The 24916-nt window shown below is 51.8% G+C and carries 28 protein-coding genes, 2 tRNA genes and 1 pseudogene; 18 read left to right on the top strand and 13 right to left on the bottom strand.

Translation table 11 applies throughout. The features are described 5' to 3' along the window. Positions 1-2 precede the first annotated feature (2 nt). The 10 genes and pseudogenes from fliJ to rcsA all read left to right on the top strand — a co-directional run bounded on the left by fliJ (position 3) and on the right by rcsA (position 6747). Positions 3-446: a flagellar export protein FliJ gene (gene fliJ, locus OGY67_RS02985; RefSeq protein ID WP_003834052.1), complete on the top strand. Its 444-nt coding sequence runs from the start codon at positions 3-5 to the stop codon at positions 444-446. Further along, positions 443-1657, top strand: coding sequence for a flagellar hook length control protein FliK (gene fliK, locus OGY67_RS02980; protein ID WP_286573423.1), 1215 nt, complete (start codon positions 443-445; stop codon positions 1655-1657). Before fliJ ends, fliK begins: the two co-directional genes overlap by 4 nt. A 104-nt stretch (positions 1658-1761) precedes the next feature. Then, complete coding sequence (gene fliL / locus OGY67_RS02975) at positions 1762-2229, top strand: flagellar basal body-associated protein FliL (RefSeq protein WP_003834054.1); 468 nt, start codon at positions 1762-1764, stop codon at positions 2227-2229. Between the two features lie 4 nt (positions 2230-2233). Next, positions 2234-3238, top strand: coding sequence for a flagellar motor switch protein FliM (gene fliM, locus OGY67_RS02970; protein ID WP_003030434.1), 1005 nt, complete (start codon positions 2234-2236; stop codon positions 3236-3238). Further along, a complete protein-coding gene (fliN, locus tag OGY67_RS02965) occupies positions 3235-3648 on the top strand; it encodes a flagellar motor switch protein FliN (RefSeq protein WP_003030433.1) in 414 nt (137 codons plus the stop codon). The genes fliM and fliN overlap by 4 nt, the downstream gene beginning before the upstream one ends. Beyond that, positions 3648-4025, top strand: a complete 378-nt coding sequence (gene fliO, locus OGY67_RS02960; RefSeq protein WP_103014243.1) for a flagellar biosynthetic protein FliO — start codon at positions 3648-3650, stop codon at positions 4023-4025. Before fliN ends, fliO begins: the two co-directional genes overlap by 1 nt. Then, positions 4025-4762: a flagellar type III secretion system pore protein FliP gene (gene fliP / locus OGY67_RS02955; RefSeq protein ID WP_003834056.1), complete on the top strand. Its 738-nt coding sequence runs from the start codon at positions 4025-4027 to the stop codon at positions 4760-4762. The genes fliO and fliP overlap by 1 nt, the downstream gene beginning before the upstream one ends. Before the next feature lie 9 nt (positions 4763-4771). Continuing rightward, positions 4772-5041 carry a flagellar biosynthesis protein FliQ gene (gene fliQ / locus OGY67_RS02950; protein ID WP_008785117.1) on the top strand — a complete coding sequence of 90 codons (270 nt, stop codon included), beginning with the start codon at positions 4772-4774 and terminating at the stop codon, positions 5039-5041. A gap of 8 nt (positions 5042-5049) precedes the next feature. Continuing rightward, a pseudogene (gene fliR / locus OGY67_RS02945) lies at positions 5050-5890 on the top strand (flagellar biosynthetic protein FliR). Positions 5891-6123: 233 nt separating this feature from the next. Next, positions 6124-6747 (top strand): transcriptional regulator RcsA, encoded by a 624-nt coding sequence (gene rcsA, locus OGY67_RS02940; protein WP_003030421.1) that lies wholly within the window; start codon positions 6124-6126, stop codon positions 6745-6747. Between the two features lie 54 nt (positions 6748-6801). Here the strand turns inward: rcsA and dsrB are convergent, their stop codons facing one another. Further along, positions 6802-6990, bottom strand: a complete 189-nt coding sequence (gene dsrB / locus OGY67_RS02935; protein WP_003030419.1) for a protein DsrB — start codon at positions 6988-6990, stop codon at positions 6802-6804. Positions 6991-7153: 163 nt separating this feature from the next. On the opposite strand from dsrB, the gene yodD reads away from it, so the two are divergent. Beyond that, positions 7154-7381: a YodD family peroxide/acid resistance protein gene (yodD, locus tag OGY67_RS02930; protein WP_003030417.1), complete on the top strand. Its 228-nt coding sequence runs from the start codon at positions 7154-7156 to the stop codon at positions 7379-7381. Between the two features lie 206 nt (positions 7382-7587). Here the strand turns inward: yodD and OGY67_RS02925 are convergent, their stop codons facing one another. Both OGY67_RS02925 and OGY67_RS02920 read right to left on the bottom strand, forming a co-directional pair. Beyond that, on the bottom strand, positions 7588-7773 hold the full coding sequence (locus tag OGY67_RS02925; RefSeq protein ID WP_003834060.1) for a YodC family protein: 186 nt from the start codon (positions 7771-7773) through the stop codon (positions 7588-7590). Positions 7774-7850: 77 nt separating this feature from the next. Further along, positions 7851-8762 carry a DUF808 domain-containing protein gene (locus OGY67_RS02920; protein WP_286573418.1) on the bottom strand — a complete coding sequence of 304 codons (912 nt, stop codon included), beginning with the start codon at positions 8760-8762 and terminating at the stop codon, positions 7851-7853. A 178-nt stretch (positions 8763-8940) separates the two neighbouring features. Here OGY67_RS02920 and yedA point away from each other — a divergent pair, with 178 nt between their 5' ends. Next, entirely contained in the window at positions 8941-9861 is a 921-nt protein-coding gene (gene yedA / locus OGY67_RS02915; RefSeq protein WP_286573416.1) for a drug/metabolite exporter YedA, read from the top strand. On the opposite strand, the gene OGY67_RS02910 is transcribed toward yedA, so the two are convergent. The 3 genes from OGY67_RS02910 to OGY67_RS02900 form a co-directional block, all read right to left on the bottom strand. Then, entirely contained in the window at positions 9853-10320 is a 468-nt protein-coding gene (locus OGY67_RS02910; protein ID WP_003839067.1) for a very short patch repair endonuclease, read from the bottom strand. The genes yedA and OGY67_RS02910 overlap by 9 nt on opposite strands. Beyond that, entirely contained in the window at positions 10301-11731 is a 1431-nt protein-coding gene (locus OGY67_RS02905) for a DNA cytosine methyltransferase (protein WP_462561812.1), read from the bottom strand. Before OGY67_RS02905 ends, OGY67_RS02910 begins: the two co-directional genes overlap by 20 nt. A gap of 76 nt (positions 11732-11807) precedes the next feature. Then, positions 11808-12500: a phosphohydrolase gene (locus OGY67_RS02900; protein ID WP_286573415.1), complete on the bottom strand. Its 693-nt coding sequence runs from the start codon at positions 12498-12500 to the stop codon at positions 11808-11810. Between the two features lie 441 nt (positions 12501-12941). Here OGY67_RS02900 and ompC point away from each other — a divergent pair, with 441 nt between their 5' ends. Next, a complete protein-coding gene (ompC, locus tag OGY67_RS02895) occupies positions 12942-14141 on the top strand; it encodes a porin OmpC (protein WP_286573413.1) in 1200 nt (399 codons plus the stop codon). 169 nt (positions 14142-14310) lie between these two features. On the opposite strand, the gene OGY67_RS02890 is transcribed toward ompC, so the two are convergent. Beyond that, a tRNA-Ser gene (locus OGY67_RS02890) sits at positions 14311-14400 on the bottom strand. A gap of 93 nt (positions 14401-14493) precedes the next feature. On the opposite strand from OGY67_RS02890, the gene mtfA reads away from it, so the two are divergent. From mtfA to OGY67_RS02865, 5 genes are all read left to right on the top strand, one after another. Beyond that, positions 14494-15258: a DgsA anti-repressor MtfA gene (gene mtfA / locus OGY67_RS02885; RefSeq protein ID WP_032943883.1), complete on the top strand. Its 765-nt coding sequence runs from the start codon at positions 14494-14496 to the stop codon at positions 15256-15258. A gap of 132 nt (positions 15259-15390) precedes the next feature. Further along, positions 15391-15466 (top strand) — tRNA-Asn (locus tag OGY67_RS02880). 260 nt (positions 15467-15726) lie between these two features. After that, the gene (locus tag OGY67_RS02875) at positions 15727-16764 is read left to right on the top strand and encodes an extracellular solute-binding protein (RefSeq protein WP_003834073.1); all 1038 of its coding nucleotides are present in this window, start codon (positions 15727-15729) and stop codon (positions 16762-16764) included. After that, a complete protein-coding gene (locus tag OGY67_RS02870; protein ID WP_286573412.1) occupies positions 16748-18436 on the top strand; it encodes an ABC transporter permease in 1689 nt (562 codons plus the stop codon). The genes OGY67_RS02875 and OGY67_RS02870 overlap by 17 nt, the downstream gene beginning before the upstream one ends. 10 nt (positions 18437-18446) lie before the next feature. Continuing rightward, complete coding sequence (locus OGY67_RS02865) at positions 18447-19130, top strand: ABC transporter ATP-binding protein (protein WP_032669186.1); 684 nt, start codon at positions 18447-18449, stop codon at positions 19128-19130. A gap of 24 nt (positions 19131-19154) precedes the next feature. On the opposite strand, the gene ldtA is transcribed toward OGY67_RS02865, so the two are convergent. The 6 genes from ldtA to OGY67_RS02835 form a co-directional block, all read right to left on the bottom strand. Continuing rightward, positions 19155-20084 carry a L,D-transpeptidase gene (gene ldtA, locus OGY67_RS02860; RefSeq protein ID WP_032943886.1) on the bottom strand — a complete coding sequence of 310 codons (930 nt, stop codon included), beginning with the start codon at positions 20082-20084 and terminating at the stop codon, positions 19155-19157. 127 nt (positions 20085-20211) lie between these two features. Next, positions 20212-21276 (bottom strand): nicotinate-nucleotide--dimethylbenzimidazole phosphoribosyltransferase, encoded by a 1065-nt coding sequence (gene cobT / locus OGY67_RS02855; protein WP_048216014.1) that lies wholly within the window; start codon positions 21274-21276, stop codon positions 20212-20214. 24 nt (positions 21277-21300) lie between these two features. Next, the gene (gene cobS / locus OGY67_RS02850; RefSeq protein ID WP_003834082.1) at positions 21301-22044 is read right to left on the bottom strand and encodes an adenosylcobinamide-GDP ribazoletransferase; all 744 of its coding nucleotides are present in this window, start codon (positions 22042-22044) and stop codon (positions 21301-21303) included. Beyond that, on the bottom strand, positions 22041-22586 hold the full coding sequence (gene cobU, locus OGY67_RS02845; protein WP_048216012.1) for a bifunctional adenosylcobinamide kinase/adenosylcobinamide-phosphate guanylyltransferase: 546 nt from the start codon (positions 22584-22586) through the stop codon (positions 22041-22043). The genes cobS and cobU overlap by 4 nt, the downstream gene beginning before the upstream one ends. After that, positions 22583-24103 carry a cobyric acid synthase gene (locus OGY67_RS02840; RefSeq protein WP_286573408.1) on the bottom strand — a complete coding sequence of 507 codons (1521 nt, stop codon included), beginning with the start codon at positions 24101-24103 and terminating at the stop codon, positions 22583-22585. Before OGY67_RS02840 ends, cobU begins: the two co-directional genes overlap by 4 nt. Continuing rightward, a complete protein-coding gene (locus OGY67_RS02835) occupies positions 24100-24915 on the bottom strand; it encodes an energy-coupling factor ABC transporter ATP-binding protein (RefSeq protein WP_003839037.1) in 816 nt (271 codons plus the stop codon). Before OGY67_RS02835 ends, OGY67_RS02840 begins: the two co-directional genes overlap by 4 nt. Between the last annotated feature and the right edge of the window lies 1 nt (position 24916).

The following is a 24916-nucleotide window of genomic DNA, read 5'->3' as shown; positions in this document are numbered from 1 at the left end:
TCATGGCACAACATGGTGCGTTAGCAACACTGAAAGACCTGGCTGAAAAAGAGGTAGATGACGCCGCTGTCTTATTAGGAGAGATGCGTCGTGGCTGTCAGCAGGCGGAAGAACAGTTAAAAATGCTGATCGATTATCAGCATGAGTATCGCAACAATCTGAATACCGATATGGGCCAGGGTATTACCAGCAATCGCTGGATTAACTACCAGCAATTTATTCAGACGCTGGAAAAAGCGATTGAACAACACCGCCAACAGCTCAATCAGTGGACGCAAAAAGTGGACATGGCTTTGAACAGTTGGCGCGACAAAAAACAACGATTACAGGCGTGGCAGACGTTGCAGGACAGACAAACCTCGGCGGCGTTACTGGCCGAAAACCGTCTGGATCAGAAAAAAATGGATGAATTTGCTCAGCGCGCAGCTATGAGGAAACCCGAATGATTACTTTACCCCAACTGATTACCACCGACACCGACGTAGCCGCAGGTCTTCAGTCAGGCAAAGCGGTAGATTCACCCGAGGATTTTTTAGCGCTGCTGGCTGGCGCATTAGGTGCGGGCGACGCGCAGGGTAAAGACGCTCCGCTGTCGCTTGCCGACTTACAGGCGGCCAGCAGTAAGCTGCAGAAAGGATTACTGCAAAAAAATGGCGATGCCGCACAGTCGGTCAAATTAACCGATCTGTTGGCGCAACAGGAGCTACAAACCGAGTCTTCTCTTGCCGACATGACAGACGCTCAGCAACTGTTGTCTGCTCTCACACCTTCACTGAAAGCTAATGCCCTGACGACGCTGGGCAAAGTTGCTCAGCAGGACGAAAAAAACACCACGCTGAGTGATGACGATCTCGCCAACCTGAGCGCATTGTTCGCCATGCTACCAGGACAACCGCTGGCTACGCCTGCCGTCGACAGCGCACCAGCCCCGGTTGATGCCACGCTTTCGGCGTTGTCACGTGGCGCTGCACACGGCGCGACGACTGATAATGCAGACGAATTACTGCCGGGTGATGCCAAAAAAGGCAAAGCGGATGTCACAATTGCTGGCGGTGGTGCTAATCAGGCAAACAATCCAGCACTAACCCCGCTGACGGCGGCGGCGAACGCCAGAGCTGAAATCGATAGCACCCCGTCACCGACCAGCATTGGCATGACTGCGGCCCCGCTAAGTGGTCCACAGACACACGCACAACCGTTACCGACGGCCGCGCCGGTGTTAAGCGCTCCGTTAGGTAGCCATGAATGGCAGCAATCGCTGAGCCAGCACGTCACATTGTTCACGCGCCAGGGCCAGCAAAGCGCAGAGCTGCGTCTGCATCCGCAGGACCTGGGTCAGGTACATATTTCCCTCAAGCTGGACGATAACCTCGCGCAGCTGCAGATGGTATCACCGCACAGTCACGTGCGCGCCGCACTGGAAGCCGCATTACCGATGCTGCGTACGCAGTTGGCTGAAAGCGGCATTCAACTGGGGCAAAGCAACATCAGCAGTGAAAGCTTCGCTGGCCATCAGCAGTCTTCCGGGCAGCAACAGCAGGCTGGTCGCGCTCAAGGACAAGACATTTTTGCCGCTGAAGATGACGCAATACTGGCAACCCCAGCCTCGCTGCAAGCCGCTGCCCGCGGCGATGGCGCAGTAGACATCTTCGCCTAACGCCAGAGGTAGCATGATTATCCGCGTCTTTTCCACGCTTTGTCGTGGACAGGACACGGGATAATCAGCCCATAAGCTGTACCGAAACAGGAAGCCCGTATCTGATGACTGACTCCGCGATTAACAAAAAAAGTAAACGCGCTATTTGGATCCCTCTGCTGGTATTAATTACCCTCGCCGCCTGCGCAACTGCGGGTTATAGCTACTGGCGCATGCAGCAGCAGCCGTCCGCCAGCGTCAAAGCGGAACCGCCTCCACCGCCAGCCCCGGTATTCTTTGCGTTGGATACCTTTACCGTCAATCTGGGTGATGCAGATCGTGTGCTGTATATCGGTATCACGCTGCGCATGAAAGATGAGGCGACACGTTCACGTCTTAACGAATATCTGCCGGAAGTGCGCAGCCGCTTGCTACTGCTGTTCTCTCGTCAGAATGCAGCCACACTCGCCACCGAGGAAGGTAAGCAACAGCTGATTACCGCCATCAAAGAGACGCTGGCGACTCCGCTCGTTGTTGGGCAGCCGAAACAGGTTGTCACCGACGTTCTTTATACAGCTTTTATTCTGCGGTAAAGACATGGGCGACAGTATTCTTTCTCAGGCTGAAATCGACGCATTGCTCAACGGCGATAGCGAAACCAAAGACGAACCCATTTCAGGTATCGCAAAAGAAAGCGATATTCGTCCTTATGATCCCAACACTCAGCGTCGCGTGGTACGTGAGCGTTTACAGGCGCTGGAGATCATTAACGAACGCTTTGCGCGCCAGTTCCGTATGGGGTTATTTAACCTGTTGCGCCGTAGCCCGGATATTACCGTGGGTGCGATCCGTATCCAGCCATACCATGAATTTGCGCGCAACTTACCGGTTCCGACCAACCTGAACTTAATCCACCTGAAGCCGCTGCGCGGTACGGGTCTGGTGGTGTTCTCACCGAGTCTGGTATTTATCGCCGTAGACAACCTGTTTGGCGGTGACGGTCGTTTCCCGACGAAAGTCGAAGGTCGCGAATTTACGCACACGGAACAGCGCGTTATCAACCGCATGTTGAAGTTGGCGCTGGAAAGCTACAGCGACGCATGGAAGGCCATCAACCCGCTGGAAGTGGAATACGTCCGTTCTGAGATGCAGGTGAAATTTACCAATATCACTACCTCTCCGAACGACATCGTGGTGAATACCCCGTTCCACGTTGAAATTGGCAACCTGACCGGTGAATTTAACATCTGTCTGCCATTCAGCATGATTGAACCGTTGCGTGAGCTGCTGGTGAATCCGCCGCTGGAAAACTCACGTAATGAAGATCAGAACTGGCGCAATAATCTGGTGCGTCAGGTTCAGCATTCTGAGCTGGAGCTGGTGGCAAACTTTGCCGATATCCCGCTGCGGCTATCCCAGATTTTAAAACTGAAACCCGGCGATGTACTGCCGATTGAAAAACCCGACCGCATTATTGCTCATGTGGACGGCGTGCCTGTGCTGACCAGCCAGTATGGCACCGTAAACGGTCAGTATGCGTTACGCGTAGAACATCTGATAAACCCGATTTTGAATTCGCTGAATGAGGAACAGCCCAAATGAGTGATATGAATAATCCGTCCGATGAGAACACTGGCGCATTGGACGATCTGTGGGCTGACGCGTTAAACGAGCAAAAAACCACGCCCACCAAAAGTGCGGCCGATGCGGTATTCCAGCAGTTAGGTGGCGGCGACGTCAGCGGTGCTTTGCAGGACATCGACCTGATCATGGACATTCCGGTCAAGCTGACCGTCGAACTGGGCCGTACCCGCATGACCATCAAAGAGCTGCTGCGTCTGACGCAGGGTTCGGTTGTCGCACTGGATGGTCTGGCAGGCGAACCGCTGGATATTCTGATCAACGGTTATCTGATTGCCCAGGGCGAAGTCGTCGTAGTTGCGGACAAATACGGTGTGCGTATCACTGACATTATCACCCCGTCTGAACGTATGCGCCGTCTGAGCCGTTAATCATGAATACCCAGGCTACCGTTTCTCAACCCGCCGCCGTTCCCGGCTCACCGCTGGTGCAGGTAAGCGGCGCGCTGCTCGGGATCATCGTCTTGATCCTGGCGGCGGCCTGGGTCATTAAACGTCTGGGGTTTGCCCCTAAAAGTGCCGGTACGCGCGGGCTAAAAGTTACGGCCAGCACCTCACTGGGTCCACGTGAGCGCGTGGTGATTGTCGAGGTCGAAGATGCCCGTCTGGTACTAGGCGTCACAGCCTCGCAGATTAACGTCCTGCACACCCTGCCCCCGGCACCTGCCGATGCAGAAGAAAAAACGGCCTCCCCTGCGGATTTCCAGGCCATGATGAAGAGTTTGCTGAAGCGTCCTGGGAGATCCTGATGCGCCGTTTGTTATCCCTTACGCTGGCAGGCTTGTGGCTTTTCAGCCCCGTTGCCCTCGCCCAACTCCCGGGTCTGGTCAGTCAGCCTTTGCCGGGCGGCGGACAAAACTGGACGTTACCCGTGCAGACGCTGGTGTTCATCACCTCGCTGACGTTCCTGCCTGCAATTTTGCTGATGATGACCAGCTTCACCCGCATCATCATCGTTTTTGGTCTACTGCGAAATGCGCTGGGTACCCCCTCAGCACCACCTAACCAGGTGCTCCTGGGCCTGGCGCTCTTTTTGACCTTTTTCATCATGTCGCCGGTGATCGATAAAATCTACGTTGACGCATACCAACCGTTCAGCGAAGAGAAGATCTCCATGCAGGAAGCCATGGAGAAAGGCGCCCAGCCGCTGCGTGAGTTTATGTTGCGCCAGACCCGTGAAGCCGATCTGGCACTCTTCGCACGCTTAGCAAACAGCGGTCCGTTACAGGGACCAGAAGCCGTGCCGATGCGAATTTTGCTGCCCGCTTATGTCACCAGTGAGCTGAAAACAGCATTCCAGATAGGCTTTACCATTTTTATTCCGTTTCTGATTATCGACCTGGTGATCGCCAGCGTGTTGATGGCGCTCGGGATGATGATGGTCCCGCCCGCCACAATCGCGTTGCCGTTCAAGCTGATGCTGTTTGTGTTGGTAGACGGTTGGCAGCTACTTGTCGGCTCGCTGGCACAAAGCTTTTACAGTTAGAGGCGCGAAATGACTCCTGAATCGGTCATGATGATGGGCACAGAGGCGATGAAAGTCGCTCTGGCCCTTGCTGCGCCTTTGCTGTTGGTCGCTCTCATCACGGGTCTTATCATCAGTATTCTGCAGGCGGCGACCCAGATTAACGAAATGACGCTGTCCTTCATCCCCAAAATTGTCGCGGTGTTTATTGCCATTATTGTTGCTGGCCCGTGGATGCTTAACCTGCTGCTCGACTACGTGCGTACGCTGTTCAGCAATATCCCCTATATCATCGGGTAGACAACGTTATGTTGCAGGTGTCCAGCATTGAGTGGCTCCACTGGCTGAATTTATACTTCTGGCCTTTGTTGCGCATACTGGCGCTCATCTCAACGGCCCCCATCCTCAGTGAACGAGCCATCCCCAAACGGGTAAAGCTGGGGCTAGGGTTGATGATTACCGTCGTTATCGCCCCATCGATTCCCGCCGTTGACGTCCCCATCTTTTCTGTTGGCGCGCTTTGGCAGGCAATGCAACAAATCCTGATCGGTATCGCATTAGGCTTCACCATGCAGTTTGCGTTTGCCGCAGTACGTACCGCCGGGGAATTAATTGGCCTGCAAATGGGCCTTTCCTTCGCGACGTTCTTCGATCCCGGTAGCCGTCTGAATATGCCGGTTCTGGCACGACTGATCGACATGCTCGCCATGCTGCTGTTCCTCACCTTTAACGGCCATTTATGGCTGATTTCGCTGCTGATAGATACTTTTCATACTCTGCCCATCGGCGGCAATCCGGTGAACAGCAATGCGTTTCTTGCACTGGCACGGGCGGGTAGCCTGATTTTCCTCAACGGGCTAATGCTGGCCCTGCCGGTAATGACGCTACTGCTCACGCTAAACCTCGCACTTGGTTTGTTAAATCGCATGGCACCACAGCTGTCGGTTTTCGTCATCGGCTTTCCTCTCACTCTGACCGTAGGTATTTCACTAATGGCGGCGCTAATGCCATTAATTGCGCCATTCTGCGAACGATTATTCAGTGAAATTTTTAATTTACTGGCCGATATCGTCAGCGAAATGCCTGGAAAATAATAACCCTTATTTTTTATCCTGTTTTACTAAGGATTGTCCTAAATTTAAAAAGTGACAACATCCACCAGGATATCTCTGTCGCGGCTTATTTGTTTTTGCCTCACTCACATAATGCAACATTCACTTTACTTTAAGATGTTTCCTGGCAAATTATACGCAACTTTACGGGATAGTAAATTCGCCTGAAAAACAGCGAAAGCGTCATCTTGGGTCGTTATTATTCCGTTTAGTTGTGATGAAATAATCAGGTAAGGGGAATTATCGTTACGCATTGAGTGAGGGTATGCCATGTCAACGATTATTATGGATTTATGCAGTTACACCCGACTAGGGTTAACCGGATATCTGGTAAGTCGGGGAGTGAAAAAAAGGGAAATCAACAACATTTCCAACGTTGATGAACTCAGTCTCGCCTGTGTCTCTCAACAACCCGCTGTGGTGTTTATTAATGAGGACTGCTTTATCCACGATCCTGCTAATAGCCAGCAAATAAAGCAAATCATTAATCAGCATCCCAGCACATTATTTATTGTGTTTATGGCAATTGCCAACGTGCATTTTGATGAATATCTACTCGTCAGAAAAAATTTATTGATTAGTTCTAAATCAATTAAACCTGACTCACTGGATAAACTACTTGGCGATATTCTGAAAAAGGAAGTAGATATTGCTATTGATGTGAATCTGCCGACATTATCATTAAGTCGAACCGAATCCAGCATGCTGCGTATGTGGATGGAGGGTCAGGGAACAATACAGATATCAGATCAAATGAATATCAAAGCCAAGACGGTGTCATCCCATAAGGGGAATATAAAACGAAAGATTAAAACGCATAATAAGCAAGTTATCTATCACGTTGTAAGGCTTACGGATAACGTCACCAATGGTATCTTTGTGAATATGCGCTAAGACGTTCTGACTGGTGGCGACCCCACCAGTCAGAATCAAACAGCGGAACTCATGTCACTCCACTTTTTCCACAAAGATACCATCCTGATGACCTGATTCATTAAAGAACCAGATACCGAGCGGGTAGTCTTCCAGCGAAACCAGGTACATAGTGCCTTCGCTAAACTCTTCGATTGCCAGTACCACGCCCGGTCGACGAGGACCGCCGTCCGTTTTGACTGTGACCCGATCATTCACCTTCATAGTTTTCCTCCTGTGGCTTTGTGCCAGTGTAGAACAAATTCCTTTTTCTGGCAGCGCTGTGCACGCGCGATTGCGGGTTTTATCGACGGTCTATACTTAAGTTGTGCGTATCTGATGTTTGGGTACGCTCCCCCGGTATCCTTAACGGTTGAGAGGTATGAGGATGAAAACCGCGAAAGAGTACAGCGATACGGCCAAACGTGAAGTCAGCGTCGATGTCGACGCGCTGCTAAAGGCAATCAACGAAATCTGCGAGAGTGAAATTCATCGCAGCCAGGATGACCCGGAGCGCGTCAGCGTTGACGGGCGTGATTACCATACATGGCATGAACTGGCCGATGCGTTCGAGCTTGATATCCATGATTTTAGCGTGTCGGAGATCAATCGCTGACTGAGGGCGAAAAAAATCCCGGCCCTTATCGGGTCGGGATCAAGCTTGCTTATGCAAGAAGCACTTGTAAATTCGTTACACCAGAAAATCTGATGTGAACCAAACCTTATCTGCAATTTTTTTGCCTGACAAGTAAATAATTCTCACCGGAATGATAAATATAACTAATGGGTGAGAGATCACCAGGTTACGGTCGAGCCAAATGTTCAGGCATCCTGGGAGAGCTGTCTTCGCTCGCCAGGCACCACCAGTTCATCTTCACGGAATGCTTCCCGTTTAACGCCAAAGCCGTCGTACCAGCGACACTCCACCATTCCGCTGGCATACCCGGTAACGATCATACGTGGGCCACCCTCTTTGGAGGTGACTTCCTCACTGACAGAAAAGACCATACCTGCCTCCTGTATCAAGAGAAACCTTTACACCTTAGATGACAAGGAGGCGTTTTGCGTAATCAGTCCTGTAACAATTAGTGCGAAATTCCGCGCACTCTGGCGACAGCTTTTACCAGCAGAACGACAATCCCACCGATGATAAAGCCGAGCACCAGGTTAAGCAGGGTCGGAAGCATTAGCGAAATCAATGTACTTTGCTGCTGAGCAAAATTTTCAATCGCATGATGCAGCGGCGATATTCCGTGTACCACAATGCCGCCTCCCACTAAAAACATCGCCAGTGTGCCGACCACAGAAAGTGTTTTCATAAGCCAGGGGGCAACCACCAGTAACCCTTTGCCCAACGACTGGGCAAGCAGGCTACGCTTTTCTGCCAACCAGTACCCAATGTCGTCAAGCTTAACGATAATCCCGACCAGGCCATACACGCCCACGGTCACCACTAACGCGATACCTGATAGCACCAACACCTGATTCAGCAAGGGTGCGTCCGCTACAATACCCAGCGTAATTGCGACAATCTCGGCAGACAAAATGAAGTCGGTACGTATTGCCCCTTTGATTTTATCTTTCTCAAAGGTGAGTGGATCCTGTGCGGCCAGAGCAGCCAGACGCTGTTGACGCTCTTCCGGGCTTTCTTTGTGCTTACGCGCCTCCAGGGTATGCAGAACCTTTTCCACCCCTTCAAAACAGAGAAACGCCCCGCCTACCATTAATAAGGGGGTGATCGCCCAGGGAATAAATGCGCTTATCAATAGCGCCAACGGCACCAGAATAACTTTGTTAACAAACGACCCTTTCGCCACGCTCCAGACCACCGGGAGTTCGCGGTTCGCCCGCACGCCCGATACCTGCTGCGCATTAAGCGACAGATCATCCCCCAGCACGCCCGCGGTTTTTTTCGCGGCCAGTTTTCCCATCACTGAGATATCATCCAGTAGCGTAGCGATATCATCGAGTAAGGTCAGTAAGCTACTTCCTGCCAAAATTTTCACCCTCAATATTATTTTTTTGCAGTCATAAGTATGAAGTAAAACACGCCATGCTGAAACTGACCTTTCTGGTCAACAAGTTTTTAACATCAACACGTAATTATAAATCTCGCCAGTAAGATAGTTTTGACGTTTACTATGTTGCACCTTTTTATTTCCACCGTGAGGGATTATGCGTTTCAGGCAATTGTTACCGCTTTTCAGTGCGCTATTCGCGCTGTACATCATTTGGGGTTCCACGTACTTCGTTATTCGCATTGGCGTTGAAAGCTGGCCGCCGTTAATGATGGCAGCCGTACGTTTTCTCTCCGCGGGAATTTTATTAACAAGTTTCTTACTTATTCGTGGGCATAAGCTGCCCCCCTTACGCCTAATCCTGAACGCCGCGTTAATTGGTATCCTGCTGCTGGCTGTGGGTAATGGTCTGGTCACCGTCGCAGAACACCAAAATGTCCCTTCCGGTATTGCCGCCGTGGTGGTCGCCACCGTCCCGTTATTTACGCTGTGTTTTAGCTACTTTTTTGGCATCAAAACGCGCAAGCTGGAATGGTTGGGGATAGCGATTGGGCTAGCAGGGATCATCATGCTGAACAGCGGGGGCAATTTAAGTGGCAATCCGTGGGGCGCTATTTTAATCCTGATCGGTTCAATAAGCTGGGCGTTTGGCTCGGTATACGGTTCACGCATTACGCTACCCGTTGGCATGATGGCCGGAGCCATTGAAATGTTAGCCGCCGGTATTGTGCTGATGTGCGCATCGCTACTCTCCGGGGAAAAACTGACCACCATGCCAACATTTTCAGGCTTTATGGCTGTGGCTTACCTGGCCCTGTTTGGCTCCATTATTGCCATTAATGCGTATATGTTCCTGATCCGCAATGTCAGCCCGGCGCTAGCCACCAGCTATGCTTACGTCAATCCGGTTGTTGCCGTGCTGTTAGGTACCGGTCTGGGGGGTGAAAGACTGGCCCCTATCGAATGGCTGGCGCTCGGCGTGATCGTGTTTGCTGTGGTGCTGGTAACGTTGGGGAAATACCTGTTCCCTGTTAAAGCGGATGCCGTTGCTACCCCGTCGGAAAAAACGTTACAGTAAATGAATACCGAGTGTGTCGATCTGCGCGGTGTCGCCACCGCCGCAGATCCACTCGATGACACGTTCAGATAACGCTTCATCGTCCAGCTTTTCGCGACCACGCAGGGCGCACTCCCAGACAATCAGTACGCGCCAGCCCAGAGCCTGCAACTTTTCACAATCCCGCGCATCGCGCTGGACATTTTTGCCTATTTTTTCCAGCCAGAATTCCGTTCGTGTCGCGGGGACTTTAAACAAATAGCAATCGTGGTGGTGCCAGAAACAGCCGTGAGTAAAAATCACACAATGATAATCATCCACCACAAAATCGGGGCGACCGGGTAACGTCGCATCCTGCACGCGAAACGTTACCCCCTGCTCTGTCAGCACGCTGGCAAGGCGTTTTTCAATTGCGGTATCGCGGGTAGCTATCGCCCGCATATTTTTACTGCGTGTTGCTTTATCGTGAACGTCTGCCACGCTGGTTCTCTTTCTCGCGAATAGCAACTGCCTGCCTGATTTTCGGCTCCAGCAGCCTGGCCACCGCCGCAAATGCCGGAACGACCACCGAATTACCAAACTGGCGATAAGCCTGAGTATCTGACACAGGGATCCTGAACTGATAGCCCCGCGGAGATTCAAACCCCATCAGACGCGCGCACTCTCTGGGCGTAAGTCTGCGTGGGCGGTGTCGCTGATTCTGCGGATCGTCAAAATCTTTTTCACCCAGCGCCATATCCCAGCCACGGTCAATCAGGATCTCCGCCCCATCTTTATAATAACGCGCAGATAATGTGCGCGTTACGCTATCAGGGTTACCGGGATACACCATGCCATAGCCAAATCCATTGCCCCGCGCCTGATGCTTTTTCGCATAGCGATAGAGGTATTTCCACAGCACCGGCGTCAGTATATATTTCGCATCGACGGTCGGCTCAAGCAGTTCCGCAAGCGTAGTACGCCGCTGCGGATAACGCGTGACAATATCCCGCAGCGTGAAGTCTGATTTCAAATTCAGATCGCGTCGGAAGCCGACAAGCACGATACGTTCGCGATGCTGAGGCAAAAAATGTTGCCCATCGATAATTTTCGGATCGTCCGGACCGTTATCCGCCGCATCCGCCACGTCATAACCCAGTTCGTCCAGCGTTTGCATAATGATGCGAAACGTTTTGCCCTGATCGTGACTCTTCAGGTTTTTGACGTTTTCGAGCACAAATATGGCTGGCCGACGCGCATCGATAATGCGCACTACATCAAAAAAAAGTGTGCCTTGCGTATCACAGGCGAAACCATGTGCCCGCCCTAACGCGTTTTTCTTTGATACACCAGCCAGAGAAAATGGCTGACATGGGAATCCGGCTAACAGCACGTCATGTTCAGGAACATGCTGGCGAATATGTTCTGCCGCCTGCTGGTCACTCACCCCATCGTGATGGCTGAGTGTGATATCACGAATATCTTCATTAAAGTTGTGCTGGAGCGGATCGCAGTAGTTGTTCGCTTTATAGGTGCGCACCGCATGCTTGTTCCACTCACTGGTAAACACGCACTGCCCGCCAATCGCTTCAAAGCCGCGACGAATACCGCCAATGCCAGCAAAAAGATCGATAAAGCGAAAGGCATAATGCGGATGATGCGCAGGTGGTTTCGGCAACAAAGTATTCAGATGAATGAGCTCGCGGTCGCTGAGGCGATGCCATGTTTCATTAGCAACCACTCGTTTAAAAATGGCCGGGCTCCAGCGGTTCTCGCCAACGCCATTCAGATGAGCAACCAGTGTTTTCACGTCATATATTTCAAGCAACTTAGCCAACATCACCTGCACGTCGGTCTCGTTTTCATCTGTCATCGGGTTCATGGAGCCTGCTACTGAAAAATTATCCTGCATACATTTAACCGGCAGAAATGGATAACCGACAGATTAACATAAATTAGCACGGTTGACGTTTCAGCCGTATTGGCGACTAGCGCGCTTTAAAGGGTTGAATCGCGTCAAGATCCAGCATTTCGTATTCTCCTTTTAGCTCCGCACTCAGCTTCGCCATATACGTCAGTAAAAAATCCGCATTATGTTGTGCCAAATGCCTCCCTTGTTCGGTTTGCATCGTCAACGGCAACGTCAATAACTTGGTCTGGAAGTGATCGAGCGCGTACTGTTTATCGTCAAGGCTACGCTTTCGGGCAAACGGATCTTCCGCATCAAACAGCGCAACCCCTAACGCCCCTGAAACGGCAAATACGCGCGCTAAACCAATTGCACCCAGCGCCTCAAGCCGGTCTGCATCCTGCACGATTTTCGCTTCAAGGGTTTCTGGCGCGATTTTGGCGCTAAAACTGTGCGCCTCAATGGCATGACACACTGCCGATAACCGCTGTTGTGGAAAATCCGGAAAATCGCGTATCAAAACACGACGTGTTTCCTTGGCTGCCAGTACCGACGAACAATGACGCTCAGGATGGTTCTTTGGCAGACTGACGAGATCGTGGAAGTAGCACGCGGTCAACACCACCAGCCAGTCTACGGTTGCATCTGTACTCAGCTTTTGTGCCGTTATCCACACACGTCGAAAGTGAAAGATGTCATGTGCAGCATCTTGTCCAGAATGGTTATCAGCTAACCAGGCTTCAAATCGCGACTGCCAGTCGTGCAGTTTCATGCTATCTCCCTTTGTAGAAAGAAAATCACCTTAGCAATAATTTTCATTGCAGACCACTGCCCGCCCCATTACATAATCATCTTTTATTATTGCACTAAAAATAAAATCCACATGAATTTATAAATCCCACCACGCCAATATCGAAAAATAATTTATATGAATATTAAAAACAAACATCTAAAACAAATAAAATACATATAACAAATAAATAGATAAAAACATATAACTAACTGATTAAAAACAATTCACATGGCAAATACCAATGTAATTAACACACACTCATAATTATATAAAGATGCAAAAGAAACATTTTGAAAAATTTTAAATACATTTGTTACATGTTATATTTTAAATTAAATGAACTTCATAGATAGTATCCAAATGTAGTCACTCGGATAGTACTACATATTCATTTTAATTATCATGCAAAGGGAATACATAATGAAAAGAAAAGTATTGGCACTGCTTCTCCCTGCTTTATTAGCTGCAGGCGCAGCAAATGCGGCTGAAATCTATAATAAGAACGGCAATAAACTGGATCTGTACGGTAAAGTCGATGGTCTGCGTTATTTCTCTGATAACCCTGGCGATGATGGCGATCAGACCTATGCCCGTCTGGGTTTTAAGGGCGAAACACAAATTAACGATATGCTGACTGGTTATGGTCAGTGGGAATACAACATCCAGGCTAACGGTACCGAAGGTGAAGGCGCAAATTCCTGGACTCGTCTGGCCTTTGCCGGTTTAGGCTTTGGTGAGAACGGTACCTTCGACTACGGTCGTAACTACGGCGTGGTCTACGACGTAGAAGCCTGGACCGATATGCTGCCGGAATTTGGCGGTGACTCCTACACCCAGACCGACGTGTATATGACCGGTCGTACCAACGGCGTAGCCACCTACCGTAATAAAGGTTTCTTTGGTCAAGTTGATGGCCTGAACTTCGCGCTGCAATACCAGGGTAATAATGAAAGTGCAGGAGCAGGCGAAGGTACTGGTAACGGTGAGAACCGTAAATTGTCTAGAGAGAACGGCGACGGTTTCGGTCTGTCAACCTCCTATGACTTCGACTTCGGTTTAAGCCTCGGCGCAGCATACTCCAGCTCTGACCGTTCAAATAACCAAGTTGCTAAAGGTTATCAGGATGGAATTAATCATCGCAGCACCTATGCAGGTGGTGAGACAGCAGATGCCTGGACTATTGGTGCGAAGTATGACGCTAACAACGTGTACCTGGCTGCTATGTACGCAGAAACCCGTAACATGACATCATACGGTAGCGGCTCATATAAGAATGCTGCTGGCGAAGATGTAGCGAAAGGCGGTATTGCCAACAAAACACAGAACTTTGAAGTTGTTGCGCAGTACCAGTTCGACTTCGGTCTGCGCCCTTCCGTCGCTTACCTGCAATCTAAAGGTAGCGATTTAGGTGGTCAGGAAGTCAGTCGTGGTAACTGGCGTTATGTCGACAAAGACCTGGTCAAATATGTTGATGTGGGTGTGACTTACTACTTCAACAAAAACATGTCCACCTATGTCGATTATAAAATCAACCTGCTGGATGAAGACGACAGCTTCTATGAAAGCAATGGTATCGCAACTGACGACATCGTTGCCGTTGGTTTAGTCTACCAGTTCTAATTGACGCAAAAATAAGCAAGCCCGCTTCATATGAAGCGGGCTTTTTATTTATACGAAACGTATTTTTTTACCACGCGGGCATTACAACGATAAACTTGTGAGGATACTCAAAGAAAAAAACATCCATGAGAACTGTCGTTGAAAGCGAGGCGTGCAAGTGCTTGAATAGTGGCGGAGAGAGGGGGATTTGAACCCCCGGTAGAGTTGCCCCTACTCCGGTTTTCGAGACCGGTCCATTCAGCCGCTCTGGCATCTCTCCGTTTTGGCGGTTGCCATGATGCCAGGTAATTTGGCATTTTAACAGACCCCGTTCCGTCAATTTCGTTCAAGTGACGAGTTTGCGAGCAAAACGATGATTAAGTGGCCCTGGAAAGAGCAAGAAACAACCCGGAGTGACGACTGGCCGTGGGACGACGCCCTGGCTATTCCTCTTCTGGTGAATCTCACCGAGCAAGAACAAGCCAGGCTTATCGCCCTGGCCGAGCGCTTTTTACAGCAAAAAAGATTGGTAGCGCTTCAGGGGTTTGAACTTGATCCACTAAAAAGTGCGCGCATTGCGCTGCTTTTCTGTTTGCCTGTTCTGGAATTGGGGATCGAGTGGCTCGACGGGTTTCATGAAGTTCTCATCTACCCTGCCCCGTTTGTCGTGGACGATGAATGGGAAGACGATATTGGGCTGGTACATAATCAACGTGTTGTACAGTCCGGGCAAAGCTGGCAGCAAGGTCCAATAATCCTCAACTGGCTCGACATTCAGGATTCTTTTGATGCCTCCGGCTTTAATCTGATCATCCATGAAGTGGCGCATAAGCTTGATATGCGTAATGGCGACCGCGCCAGCGGTATTCCGGCGATCCCTCTGCGAGATATTGCCAGTTGGGAGCACGACCTGCATGCCGCAATGAATAACATTCAGGATGAAATTGATCTGGTCGGTGAAACCGCGTGCAGTATAGATGCCTACGCAGCGACCGATCCTGCCGAATGCTTTGCCGTTCTATCGGAATATTTCTTCAGTGCCCCTGAATTATTTGCACCACGTTTTCCGGCATTATGGCAACGTTTCATTCAGTTTTACCGCCAGAACCCCATGGAGCGGTTACGCGATACCCGCTAAGGTGGCCATTGTCGCTCACCAAATGTGCATTAACGCTGAATTTGAAGATTAATTAACCAATTGAAATGACGCGCTAATTTTACTGTTGACACCTCATGATGAGGTCAGTAATATGCGCCTCGTTCACACGATTCCTCTGTAGTTCAGTCGGTAGAACGGCGGACTGTTAATCCGTATGTCACTGGTTCGAGTCCAGTCAGAGGAGCCATATTTAAGAAGCCTGCTTAGGAAACTAAGCAGGCTTTTTGCTTTTCAGGTCGCTATAAAATCCCTCTCATAAGCCCCCTGCCTGCTCTGCACCGCTGTTACATGCCGCATCACAACGTTGATTAAAGTTATGTAAATGTAAATCGTTTAAACTTTGCAATTATTGTAAGTGCTAGTGATTATCATTTATTGTACGCGAGCCAAAGGAACGAGCCCCCTGCTCGGTTCACTGTACGTTCCAATTACTCTGGGATATAAACGATGAATTCTCTGCCTCGCGCCGGACTGCGCCGTATCACCCTTGCCTCTGCCCTGGTCTTCTCTGTTAGCCTACCGGCTTTCGCTCAGGAAACGTTAACGCTCTATACCACCCGTGAACCGGGTCTGATCCAGCCTTTGCTTGATAGCTGGACCAAAACCAGCGGCATCAAAGTCAGTACGGTCTATATCAAGGACGGTATGCTCGAGCGCGTTAAAGCTGAAGGTAAAAATTCACCTGCTGACCTGCTGATGACCGTTGATGCCGGTAACCTCATTGATTTAGTGGAAGCGGGTGTAACTCAGCCAGTAGAGTCAGAAGCACTGAAAACCGCTATTCCGGCTAATCTGCGCGGCGCAGACAATCAGTGGTTTGCGCTGTCGATGCGTGCCCGCGTGCTGTATGCCGAGAAGTCACTGCCAATCGATAACTGGCATTACGAACAACTCGCCAGCCCTGAGTACAAAGGTAAAGTTTGTATTCGTTCCGGACAGCACCCGTATAACACAGCGCTGATCGCCGCAATGATTGCTCATCACGGTGAAGCAAAGACCGAAGAATGGCTGCGCGGTGTGAAAGCTAACCTGGCGCGTAAAGCTACCGGTGGCGACCGCGATGTAGCTCGCGATATTCTCGGTGGCATTTGCGATATTGGTCTCGCCAACTCCTATTACGTCGGCCATATGAAAAACGCCAAAGAAGGCAGTGATGCACGTCAGTGGGGCGATGCGATTAAAGTCGTTAAACCCACCTTTGAAAATGGCGGTACACACGTCAATATCAGTGGCGCAGCTGTAGCCCGCTATGCACCAAATAAAGCCGATGCCGTTAAGCTGATGGAATATCTGGTTTCCGCACCTGCCCAGCAGCAGTATGCGAAAGCGAACTTCGAATACCCGGTACTGAAAGGCGTGACGCTTGATCCGGTTATTAGCGCAACCATTGGTGAAATCGACGTCGATAAAACGCCGTTAACCGAAATCGTTAAATATCGTAAACAAGCTAGTCTGCTGGTAGATAAAGTTGGATTCGATCAATAAACCTCTGCAGTTTCCGACGTTACGCGGCCTGGTTTCCGGGCCGCAGTCATTATTAACGCCGCTACATCTTGGCGCGCTGTGCGTAGCGCTTGGCGTTCTGACACCCATCATTGCGCTGATTTGTCAGGCTACCCAGGCCGATTTATCTCACTGGGATAATCTCCTGACGTATGTACTGCCTGCCGCACTAAAAAATACCGTGCTGTTATTAGCCGGTGTCGCGATGATGGTCGGCGTGATTGGCGTAGGCAGCGCATGGGCGGTAACGGCATGGGATTTTCCTGGACGTAAAATACTAAGCTGGGCGTTACTGTTGCCGCTGGCAATGCCGACCTACATTGTGGCCTTTGCGTGGCTCGATCTGCTGCATCCGATTGGCCCACTGCAAACCTTTATCCGTTTTTTATTGGGTTTTGACAGCCCAAGACAGTTCCGACTGCCTGATTTACGCTCACTTTCCGGCGCAATCATCCTGCTCGGATTAGTGCTGTACCCATACGTGTATCTGACAACCCGCGCCATGTTTATTAGCCAACCGGCTCATTTACTGGAAGCCGCACGCACGCTGGGATGCAGCGCAACCGGAACCTTCTTTCGTGTTGCTTTGCCCATGGCTCGTCCGGCGTTGGCCGTTGGGATCAGTCTGGCACTGCTGGAAACGCTCAATGATATTGGCGCATCGGAGTTCCTCGGTGTACAGACGTTAACCGTTACCGTGTACACCACATGGATCTCGCGGTCTGATTTATCTGCCGCGGCACAAATTGCCTGCATGATGCTGATGTTTATATTCCTTATTCTGACGCTGGAATTTTATGGTCGCAGAAAACAAGGATTCAGCAGCCGCAGCCTACGGGAAATTCAACCAACGCGCGTGCAGGGCTGGCGTGGTTGGCTGCTCGGTGGCGTTATTTCACTGCCGGTTGTGCTGGGTTTTCTGGCTCCGGTACTGTTTTTAATGTGGGAAAGCGCCAAACGTATAGGTGATGAGAACCCCCTTTCCTCTTCGTTACTGTCAGCATTGCAAAATACGCTATCGCTGGCAGCGGGAACTACGCTAGTGGTGGTTTGCGTCAGTATGCTGGTGGCCTGGAGCGCGCGTCATAGCGCCGCAGACAATGCCATGCCGGGATTTCGTCGCGGCGTGATGCGTCTGGCCTCTTTAGGCTATGCGGTTCCCGGCACAATTCTGGCGATTGGCTTTTTACCCCCCGCCATGGCTGTCGACCGCTGGCTGGCCGATTTACTGGATGTTCGCGGCCTGCCGCTGATGTCCGCCGGGATCCTGCTGGTAATTTGTTGTGCCATGCGATTCCAGGCGATTGCCATTGGCGCGCTGGATTCTGGTCTGGGCCGCATTCCACCTTCGCTGGAACAGGCGTCTCGTCTGTTGGGTGAGAATGGTGCGGGGACGTTTGCACGAGTCCATTTTCCCCTGCTGCGCCCAGCGTTAGTCAGCAGTGCCCTGCTGGTTTTTGCTGATGCCATGAAAGAGCTGCCAACAACGTTGCTTCTGCGCCCGGTCAATTTTGAAACGCTGGCAACGTTGCTGTATGCGGAAGCCGCCCGTGGAACCTATGAAGAAGGTGCTATCGCCGCGCTAATGATTGTTTTAGCTGGCACGCTACCGGTTATTTTGTTGGTGCGTCACCAAATGACTCGCCGTGGTTAAGAGAGCAACAATGTCAGAAATTGCATTACGACTCCAGGATGTACACGTTGCTTATGGCAACAGCCAGCAATCGGTACTGAGCGGATTTTCAATGTCGGTACGTAAAGGTGAAATTGCCTGTCTGCTGGGCGCTTCAGGCTGCGGAAAAACCACGGTGCTACGCGCAGTAGCCGGATTTGAACGCCTGCAAAACGGAGAGATCTATGTGTCACAGCGACGTGTTGCCGGTCCCGGCGTTCATCTGCCACCGGAAAAACGTCATGTCGGCATGGTCTTCCAGGAATATGCGTTATTCCCCCATCTGACCGCGCAGCAAAATGTGGCCTTTGGATTGCGTCGCATGCCGCGTGAGGAACAACAGGCCAGAGTGACTGAGCTGTTGAAAATGGTGGAGTTACACAGCCATGCCAACCGATATCCGCATGAGCTTTCCGGCGGGCAACAACAGCGTATCGCCCTTGCGCGCGCGTTGGCGCCACATCCGGAAATCCTGTTGCTCGATGAACCCTTCTCCAGCCTGGATAAGCGCACGCGTGAGCGTCTTGGCAACGAGGTACGGGATATTTTGCGCGCCGCCGGGCAAACGGCGCTGTTGGTTACCCACAGTGAACACGAAGCCCAGCTAATGGCTGACCATATTGGCGTGGTAAAAATGGGGCAGTATCAAATTAAAAAAGCGACCCATCCGACCTGAAGGTAAACAGGGTCGCCCTGAAAATTAATAATGCTTCTGTACCAGGCTGATGTTCACCGGCATACCGGAACGTCTTTCCAGCGCCTGGCTCCCGCGGCTCACATCCACGTCATTCCCGCTGATAAAGGTGCGCAAAGCGGGAGTGACTGGCAAAGGCACCTTTCTGTCAGACTCGTATTCCGAACGGTTTCGTGACAGCGGCTCATGTACTTCCACCCAGCGACTACCGTCCGGCTCTTCGCTGTATTTCACCGGTCGGTCAATTAATTGTACACGCGTCCCTACAGGCACCGTATCAAACAGGTACTTGATGTCGTCATTCCGCAAACGGATGCACCCCTGACTTACCCGCAGACCAATACCGAAATTGGCATTTGTCCCGTGAATGGCATAAAGCCTGCCGATATAAATTGCATACAGGCCCATCGGATTTTCTGGTCCGGCAGGAACAAATGCCGGCAAGCTTTCCCCGCGAGCGGCGTATTCACGTCGGGTATTTGGCGTCGGCGTCCAGCTTGGTGCTTCCTGCTTACGTTCTACCGCTGTCACCCAGTTACGCGGCGTTTCTCTACCCGCCTGACCAATGCCAATGGGTAAAACCTCAACCGTATTGCTGCCAGCAGGATAATAGTAAAGCCGCATCTCGGCGACGTTGATGACAATCCCCTCACGCACGGTATCCGGAAGTATCAGTTGCTGCGGCACAAGCAGCGTTGAACCCGATTTAGGCAGAAAAACATCGACGCCCGGATTGGCTTCAAGCATATTGCTCAACCCCTGCCCGTACTGAGCGGCAAATGCCTCCAGCGGCTTGGTGTTTCCTGGTGGAACCGTAATAGTCAAAGTGCTACCCACCAGGCGACTACCCTCTGGCGGCAGCGGATAACTCACCGCCTGCGCTCCCTGACTCGCAAGCAGCATAATGAGTGAACAAAGCAGTTTTACACGACGCATCTTTTTCCTTTCCTTCGTCGCAACAGATATCCGTTAAGTATAGCTTTTATTATCTGTTTTAGTGGGTTACGACATATTTGCGCATAAAAAAACCTCGCCATCAGGCGAGGTTCAGGTTGAACGGTAACTACGCTTCCTTACCATCTGGAAGCACGATGTTACTGGCGGCGAGCTGCCCCATATTTTTATACATCGCACAGGCAGCTTCAACAATCGGCATTGCCAACGCGGCCCCGCTACCTTCGCCCAAACGCATCCCCATATTCAGATAAGGATCCAATTCAAGATGCGCCAGCGCGGTGCGGGCGCCCTTCTCAGCGGAGAAGTGTGACGGGATCAAGTAGGGTTTAATCTGCGGCGCAATCTGGCTGGCCGCCAGAGCAGCAGAATACGAAAGAAAACCATCCAGCACGACCGGCAGGCCACAGGAGGCCGCCCCCAGCATCACCCCCGCCATACCGACAAGATCAAACCCGCCAACCTTAGCCAGCACATCGACACCGTCATGGCGATCCGGTTGATTGACGGCAATTGCCCGGCGCACAACGTCTACCTTATTCCCCACCCGAGAAAGAGGAAGGTTAGCGCCAATACCCACGACTTCCTCAGCATCACTGCCGGTCAGCACGCTGACAATGGCCGCCGCAGGTGTAGTATTTGCCATACCAAGCTCCCCGACGCCAAACAGCGTTACACCGTCTTTTGCCAGCTCATGGGTATAGCGGATGACTTCCAGCAACAGCTCCTCGGCCTGCGAACGGCTCATTGCCGGGCCTTCGGCTATATTGCCGCAACCGCGTGCCACACGCATATTCACCACACCGGGAATAGGTTCAGCATCAATCCCAACATCTATCACATGAACCTTCGCCCCAGCCTGAGCGGCCAGGACGCAGACGCCGGTCGTTCCACGCGTCATATTGGCAGCCTGTATAGCCGTGACAACTTTAGGCGAAACGGCAACCCCTTCATCCCACACGCCGTGATCGGCGCACATCACCAGCATCGCTTTGCCGTTCACATGCGGCACACCCTTCAGGCCAGGCATCCCGGCCAATTGTACGGCGAGAGATTCGAGTCGCCCTAAACTTCCCGGCGGCTTAAGCAAGCCGTCAATATGCTGCTGTGCACGCAGCATCGCGGCACTGTCGGGTGATGGGATCGTGCGGAGTAAAGAGGTTAAAGTCTGCATAAGGGTTCCAGTATGTGGGCTGACTCAGAGCAGAGCCAGCAAGAAAATCAACTCGCCAAGTTCAATGGCAGCGCCCAGCGTATCGCCGGTTTGCCCACCCAACGTGCGTTTTAATAACTGCCCAAGAATAAAAATCGCCACTATTGTGACAACCAGCGCTGCCACGCCGCGCATGCCGGGAAGTAGCACGGCGGCAAGGATCGCCGCTAATCCCAACGTAACGCAGGTTTGACGCCCGGTGACTTTGCCAATAAAAACGTTGCCCAGTCCTTCTTCGCGGGCATAGCGATGCCGATACATCAGCAACACCGCCGTTCCTCGCCCGGCAACACATGCCGCTGCCAGCGCGGCCAGCATTGGCGTGCCACGCAAAGCCAGTTCACTCACCACCAGTACCTTCGCCAGTAAAACGAAAATTAACGCCAGTCCACCGTGGGTGCCCAGACGACTGTCGCGCATGATTTCCAGCATCCGCTCGCGTCGGCGCGCCGAAAAAATGCCGTCACAGGTATCCGCCAGACCATCCAGATGAAATCCCCCGGTCAGCAATGCCAGTGTCAGCACCGCAAAAAGGGCCGCCAACGGAATACCGCACCAGGGCTGGAGCGCCATAAAGACCAGCCCCGTCAGCCCTCCCAACACGACGCCAATCAGGGGAAACATTACAATACCGCGGGAATAGTGCTCGAAATCCAGTCCTTGCGACCAGCGAGCAGGAACGGGCAAGCGACTGATAAAAGAGAGCATTGCCCAGAACAACTTACTCATTTAATTTTGACTCCAATTCCTGATACCACCAGCCAGACCTCATCAGCTGCCGCCGCCAGTCGCTGGTTCACGCGTCCTGCAATATCACGAAAATGCCGCGCCAGACGGTTCTCCGGCACAATCCCCATTCCCACTTCGTTAGTGACCAACACGATCTTTGCCGGGCAGCGCTGACAGGCTGCGATCAGCGAACGGATTTCACCTTCGATAGACTGCTCCATCGCCGCGTAATCCCAGCTGTCCGGATCGCTTTCACCGCCCAGCGCAAACAGCAAGTTGGTCACCATCGTGGTGATGCATTCCAGCAGAATAGCTTCCTGAGGATCGTTCGTGTCCGTGATCAGTTCATCAAGATGTTGCCAACGTTCGGCTGTCCGCCAGTGCGCAGGACGCCCATCGCGATGATGCTGAATTCGCGCAGCCATCTCCTCATCAAAAATCTGCGAAGTCGCAATATACAAAACGTTTGGGGAATCAGCGATCAGCGCTTCCGCATGCCGACTCTTACCGCTTCGCGCGCCGCCAGTAACCAGAATCATCATACTGGCTCCCGGTGTTGCTGCATGATGGTATAAATTTTTTCAATATCGATGTGTTGCCGCATCGCATCCGCCAGCAGATCAAACTGCTGCGATTTATATTGCGCGTAATGGAAGGTGGAATCCAGCGGAGCTAACCCTTTACGTTCTCGCAGGCCATTGACCAACGCACGGGTGAAATCATCGCTGTCGAAAAGACCGTGAAGATAGGTGCCGAACGCCAGACCATCCGGAGTGACCGCGCCGTCAACAACGTTGCCGCCGTCTTTGTGCAACGTCATCACCGACTGGCGTTCATCGGTTAATGCTGTTTCGCCCATATGAATTTCATAACCGCGAACGGATAACCCCGCCGTGCCGGCCAGCCAGTCAGGCAGCGATGAAGACATTTGTCCCTCAACCAGGGTCGTGGTTTTGTGCTGGGCAAAATGGGTGACTGTATTGAGTAAGCCCAGACCCGGCAGCGTACCGAGGCCCGACTCTACTTCATCAATGATGGTGTCGCCGAGCATTTGATAGCCGCCACAAATCCCAACCACCGGTACGTTATTACGATGTAATTGCACGACGCCATGCGCCATCCCGCTTTCACGCAGCCATACCAGATCGCCAAGGGTATTTTTGCTGCCCGGCAAAATCACCAGATCGGCCCCCGCCAGCTCTTCAGGCTGGCGAACATAGCGCACGCGCACATCCGGCTGCGCAGCAAGCGCATTGAAATCAGTAAAGTTAGAAATGTGCGGTATTTGAACAACGGCGATGTCGATGTCGCGTTTGTCAGTGCGCAAATACTTGCCCTTTTGCAGCGCAACGCCGTCTTCATCTTCCAGATCAACATCCAGCCATGGCATCACGCCCAGCACAGGAACGCCGGTCAGCGCTTCAATTTGCTCGATACCGGAGTGCAGCAGCGTCACATCACCGCGAAACTTGTTGATGATCACCCCTTTTACCCGCGCGCGCTCGTGATCGTGCAACAGCGCCAGCGTGCCGTAAATGGAGGCGAACACCCCGCCACGATCGATATCCGCCACCAAAACGACAGGGCACTGCGCCATCTCGGCCATACCCATATTGACGATATCGCGATCGCGCAGGTTAATCTCTGCCGGGCTCCCCGCTCCCTCCAGCACCAGCACATCGAACTCCTGCGCCAGGCTGTTATAAACTGACAGGATCTGTTCCCGCAGACGTGGCTTGTACTCGTGGTAACTCACCGCGTCCATATCGGTTGCCACTTTACCCATCAGCACTACCTGCGCTTTTCGATCGCTGGTCGGTTTAAGCAACACCGGGTTCATACGCACATCTGGCGTAATGCCTGCGGCTTCGGCCTGAAAAATTTGCGCGCGGCCCATTTCTTTTCCCTCTGGCGTAATGCCAGAGTTCAGCGCCATGTTCTGCGATTTGAACGGCGCGGTATGCAGTCCATCCTGATAAAAAATACGACACAGCCCGGCGACCAATACGCTTTTACCCACATCAGATGCCGTTCCCTGCAACATTATTGCCTGCGTCATGACGCCTCCTTCAGTGCGTTCTCTCGCATACAGCTAAAAAATTCAGCCTCTGTTTTACACAGCGGGAAGCCCAACTCTGTATGCAGCTTCACCAGCCAGGGCTGAGTTAATCCCGCTTGTTCAATAAGATCCGTACGGGCGAAAACGTCGCCTGGCGTGCCGTGCGTGAGTACTTCGCCCCGGCGTAAAACGTACACCGCATCGCTGACTTCATAGATAAGATCGATATCATGGCTGGAAATTACGACGTGGTTTCCTTGCGCAACGATGCGTTTGATTATCTCAATCATCTGCGTGCGGCCTGACGGGTCGAGGCCCGCAGTAGGTTCATCCAGCAGCAGATACTGCGCCTGCAACACCAACGCCCCGGCAATTGCTACACGTTTTTTTTGCCCATGGCTTAAACACTGAATGGGCTGATGGCGAAAATGCTGGGCGTCGACCAGCGTAAGCGCATCTTCCACGCGCCGAGCGATTTCAGCTTCATCCACCCCAAGATTGCGCAGGCTAAAGGCGATATCGCTGTCGATATCGGTATAAAAGATTTGCTGGTCGGGATCCTGAAATACCGTTGCCACCTGTTGACGCAGCGCCAGCAGGCCGCGCTTGCTGTAATCCAGCGGTTTGCCCTGCCACATCACCGCGCCTTGCTGTGGGCGCAGTAAACCACTCAGGTTCATGAACAGCGTAGATTTCCCGCAGCCATTAGCGCCTACCAGTCCGGTGACGGCATGCGTCGAAAAATCAAGCGTTAGCCCTTTGAGGATCGGGTCATCCTGATAGCGAAACCAAAGCGCTGAGGTGGCAAGCATA

Source organism: Citrobacter sp. Cpo015, assembly GCF_030333035.1.
In the GTDB taxonomy this organism is placed as follows: Bacteria; Pseudomonadota; Gammaproteobacteria; order Enterobacterales; family Enterobacteriaceae; genus Citrobacter; species Citrobacter portucalensis.
This window is presented reverse-complemented; position numbering and strand designations above follow the sequence as displayed.

Excerpts from the sequence above, each read along its gene's own strand:
- fliQ (WP_008785117.1), top strand. The coding sequence starts at position 4,772 with ATGACTCCTGAATCGGTCATGATGATGGGCACAGAGGCGATGAAAGTC.
- fliM (WP_003030434.1), top strand. The coding sequence starts at position 2,234 with ATGGGCGACAGTATTCTTTCTCAGGCTGAAATCGACGCATTGCTCAAC.
- OGY67_RS02900 (WP_286573415.1), bottom strand. The coding sequence starts at position 12,500 with ATGAAACTGCACGACTGGCAGTCGCGATTTGAAGCCTGGTTAGCTGAT.
- fliP (WP_003834056.1), top strand. The coding sequence starts at position 4,025 with ATGCGCCGTTTGTTATCCCTTACGCTGGCAGGCTTGTGGCTTTTCAGC.
- OGY67_RS02865 (WP_032669186.1), top strand. The coding sequence starts at position 18,447 with ATGTCAGAAATTGCATTACGACTCCAGGATGTACACGTTGCTTATGGC.
- OGY67_RS02840 (WP_286573408.1), bottom strand. The coding sequence starts at position 24,103 with ATGACGCAGGCAATAATGTTGCAGGGAACGGCATCTGATGTGGGTAAA.
- dsrB (WP_003030419.1), bottom strand. The coding sequence starts at position 6,990 with ATGAAGGTGAATGATCGGGTCACAGTCAAAACGGACGGCGGTCCTCGT.
- ldtA (WP_032943886.1), bottom strand. The coding sequence starts at position 20,084 with ATGCGTCGTGTAAAACTGCTTTGTTCACTCATTATGCTGCTTGCGAGT.
- yedA (WP_286573416.1), top strand. The coding sequence starts at position 8,941 with ATGCGTTTCAGGCAATTGTTACCGCTTTTCAGTGCGCTATTCGCGCTG.
- fliJ (WP_003834052.1), top strand. The coding sequence starts at position 3 with ATGGCACAACATGGTGCGTTAGCAACACTGAAAGACCTGGCTGAAAAA.
- fliL (WP_003834054.1), top strand. The coding sequence starts at position 1,762 with ATGACTGACTCCGCGATTAACAAAAAAAGTAAACGCGCTATTTGGATC.
- OGY67_RS02905 (WP_462561812.1), bottom strand. The coding sequence starts at position 11,731 with ATGCAGGATAATTTTTCAGTAGCAGGCTCCATGAACCCGATGACAGAT.
- cobT (WP_048216014.1), bottom strand. The coding sequence starts at position 21,276 with ATGCAGACTTTAACCTCTTTACTCCGCACGATCCCATCACCCGACAGT.
- rcsA (WP_003030421.1), top strand. The coding sequence starts at position 6,124 with ATGTCAACGATTATTATGGATTTATGCAGTTACACCCGACTAGGGTTA.
- cobU (WP_048216012.1), bottom strand. The coding sequence starts at position 22,586 with ATGATGATTCTGGTTACTGGCGGCGCGCGAAGCGGTAAGAGTCGGCAT.
- fliK (WP_286573423.1), top strand. The coding sequence starts at position 443 with ATGATTACTTTACCCCAACTGATTACCACCGACACCGACGTAGCCGCA.
- mtfA (WP_032943883.1), top strand. The coding sequence starts at position 14,494 with ATGATTAAGTGGCCCTGGAAAGAGCAAGAAACAACCCGGAGTGACGAC.
- OGY67_RS02875 (WP_003834073.1), top strand. The coding sequence starts at position 15,727 with ATGAATTCTCTGCCTCGCGCCGGACTGCGCCGTATCACCCTTGCCTCT.
- cobS (WP_003834082.1), bottom strand. The coding sequence starts at position 22,044 with ATGAGTAAGTTGTTCTGGGCAATGCTCTCTTTTATCAGTCGCTTGCCC.
- OGY67_RS02925 (WP_003834060.1), bottom strand. The coding sequence starts at position 7,773 with ATGGTCTTTTCTGTCAGTGAGGAAGTCACCTCCAAAGAGGGTGGCCCA.
- ompC (WP_286573413.1), top strand. The coding sequence starts at position 12,942 with ATGAAAAGAAAAGTATTGGCACTGCTTCTCCCTGCTTTATTAGCTGCA.
- yodD (WP_003030417.1), top strand. The coding sequence starts at position 7,154 with ATGAAAACCGCGAAAGAGTACAGCGATACGGCCAAACGTGAAGTCAGC.
- fliN (WP_003030433.1), top strand. The coding sequence starts at position 3,235 with ATGAGTGATATGAATAATCCGTCCGATGAGAACACTGGCGCATTGGAC.
- OGY67_RS02835 (WP_003839037.1), bottom strand. The coding sequence starts at position 24,915 with ATGCTTGCCACCTCAGCGCTTTGGTTTCGCTATCAGGATGACCCGATC.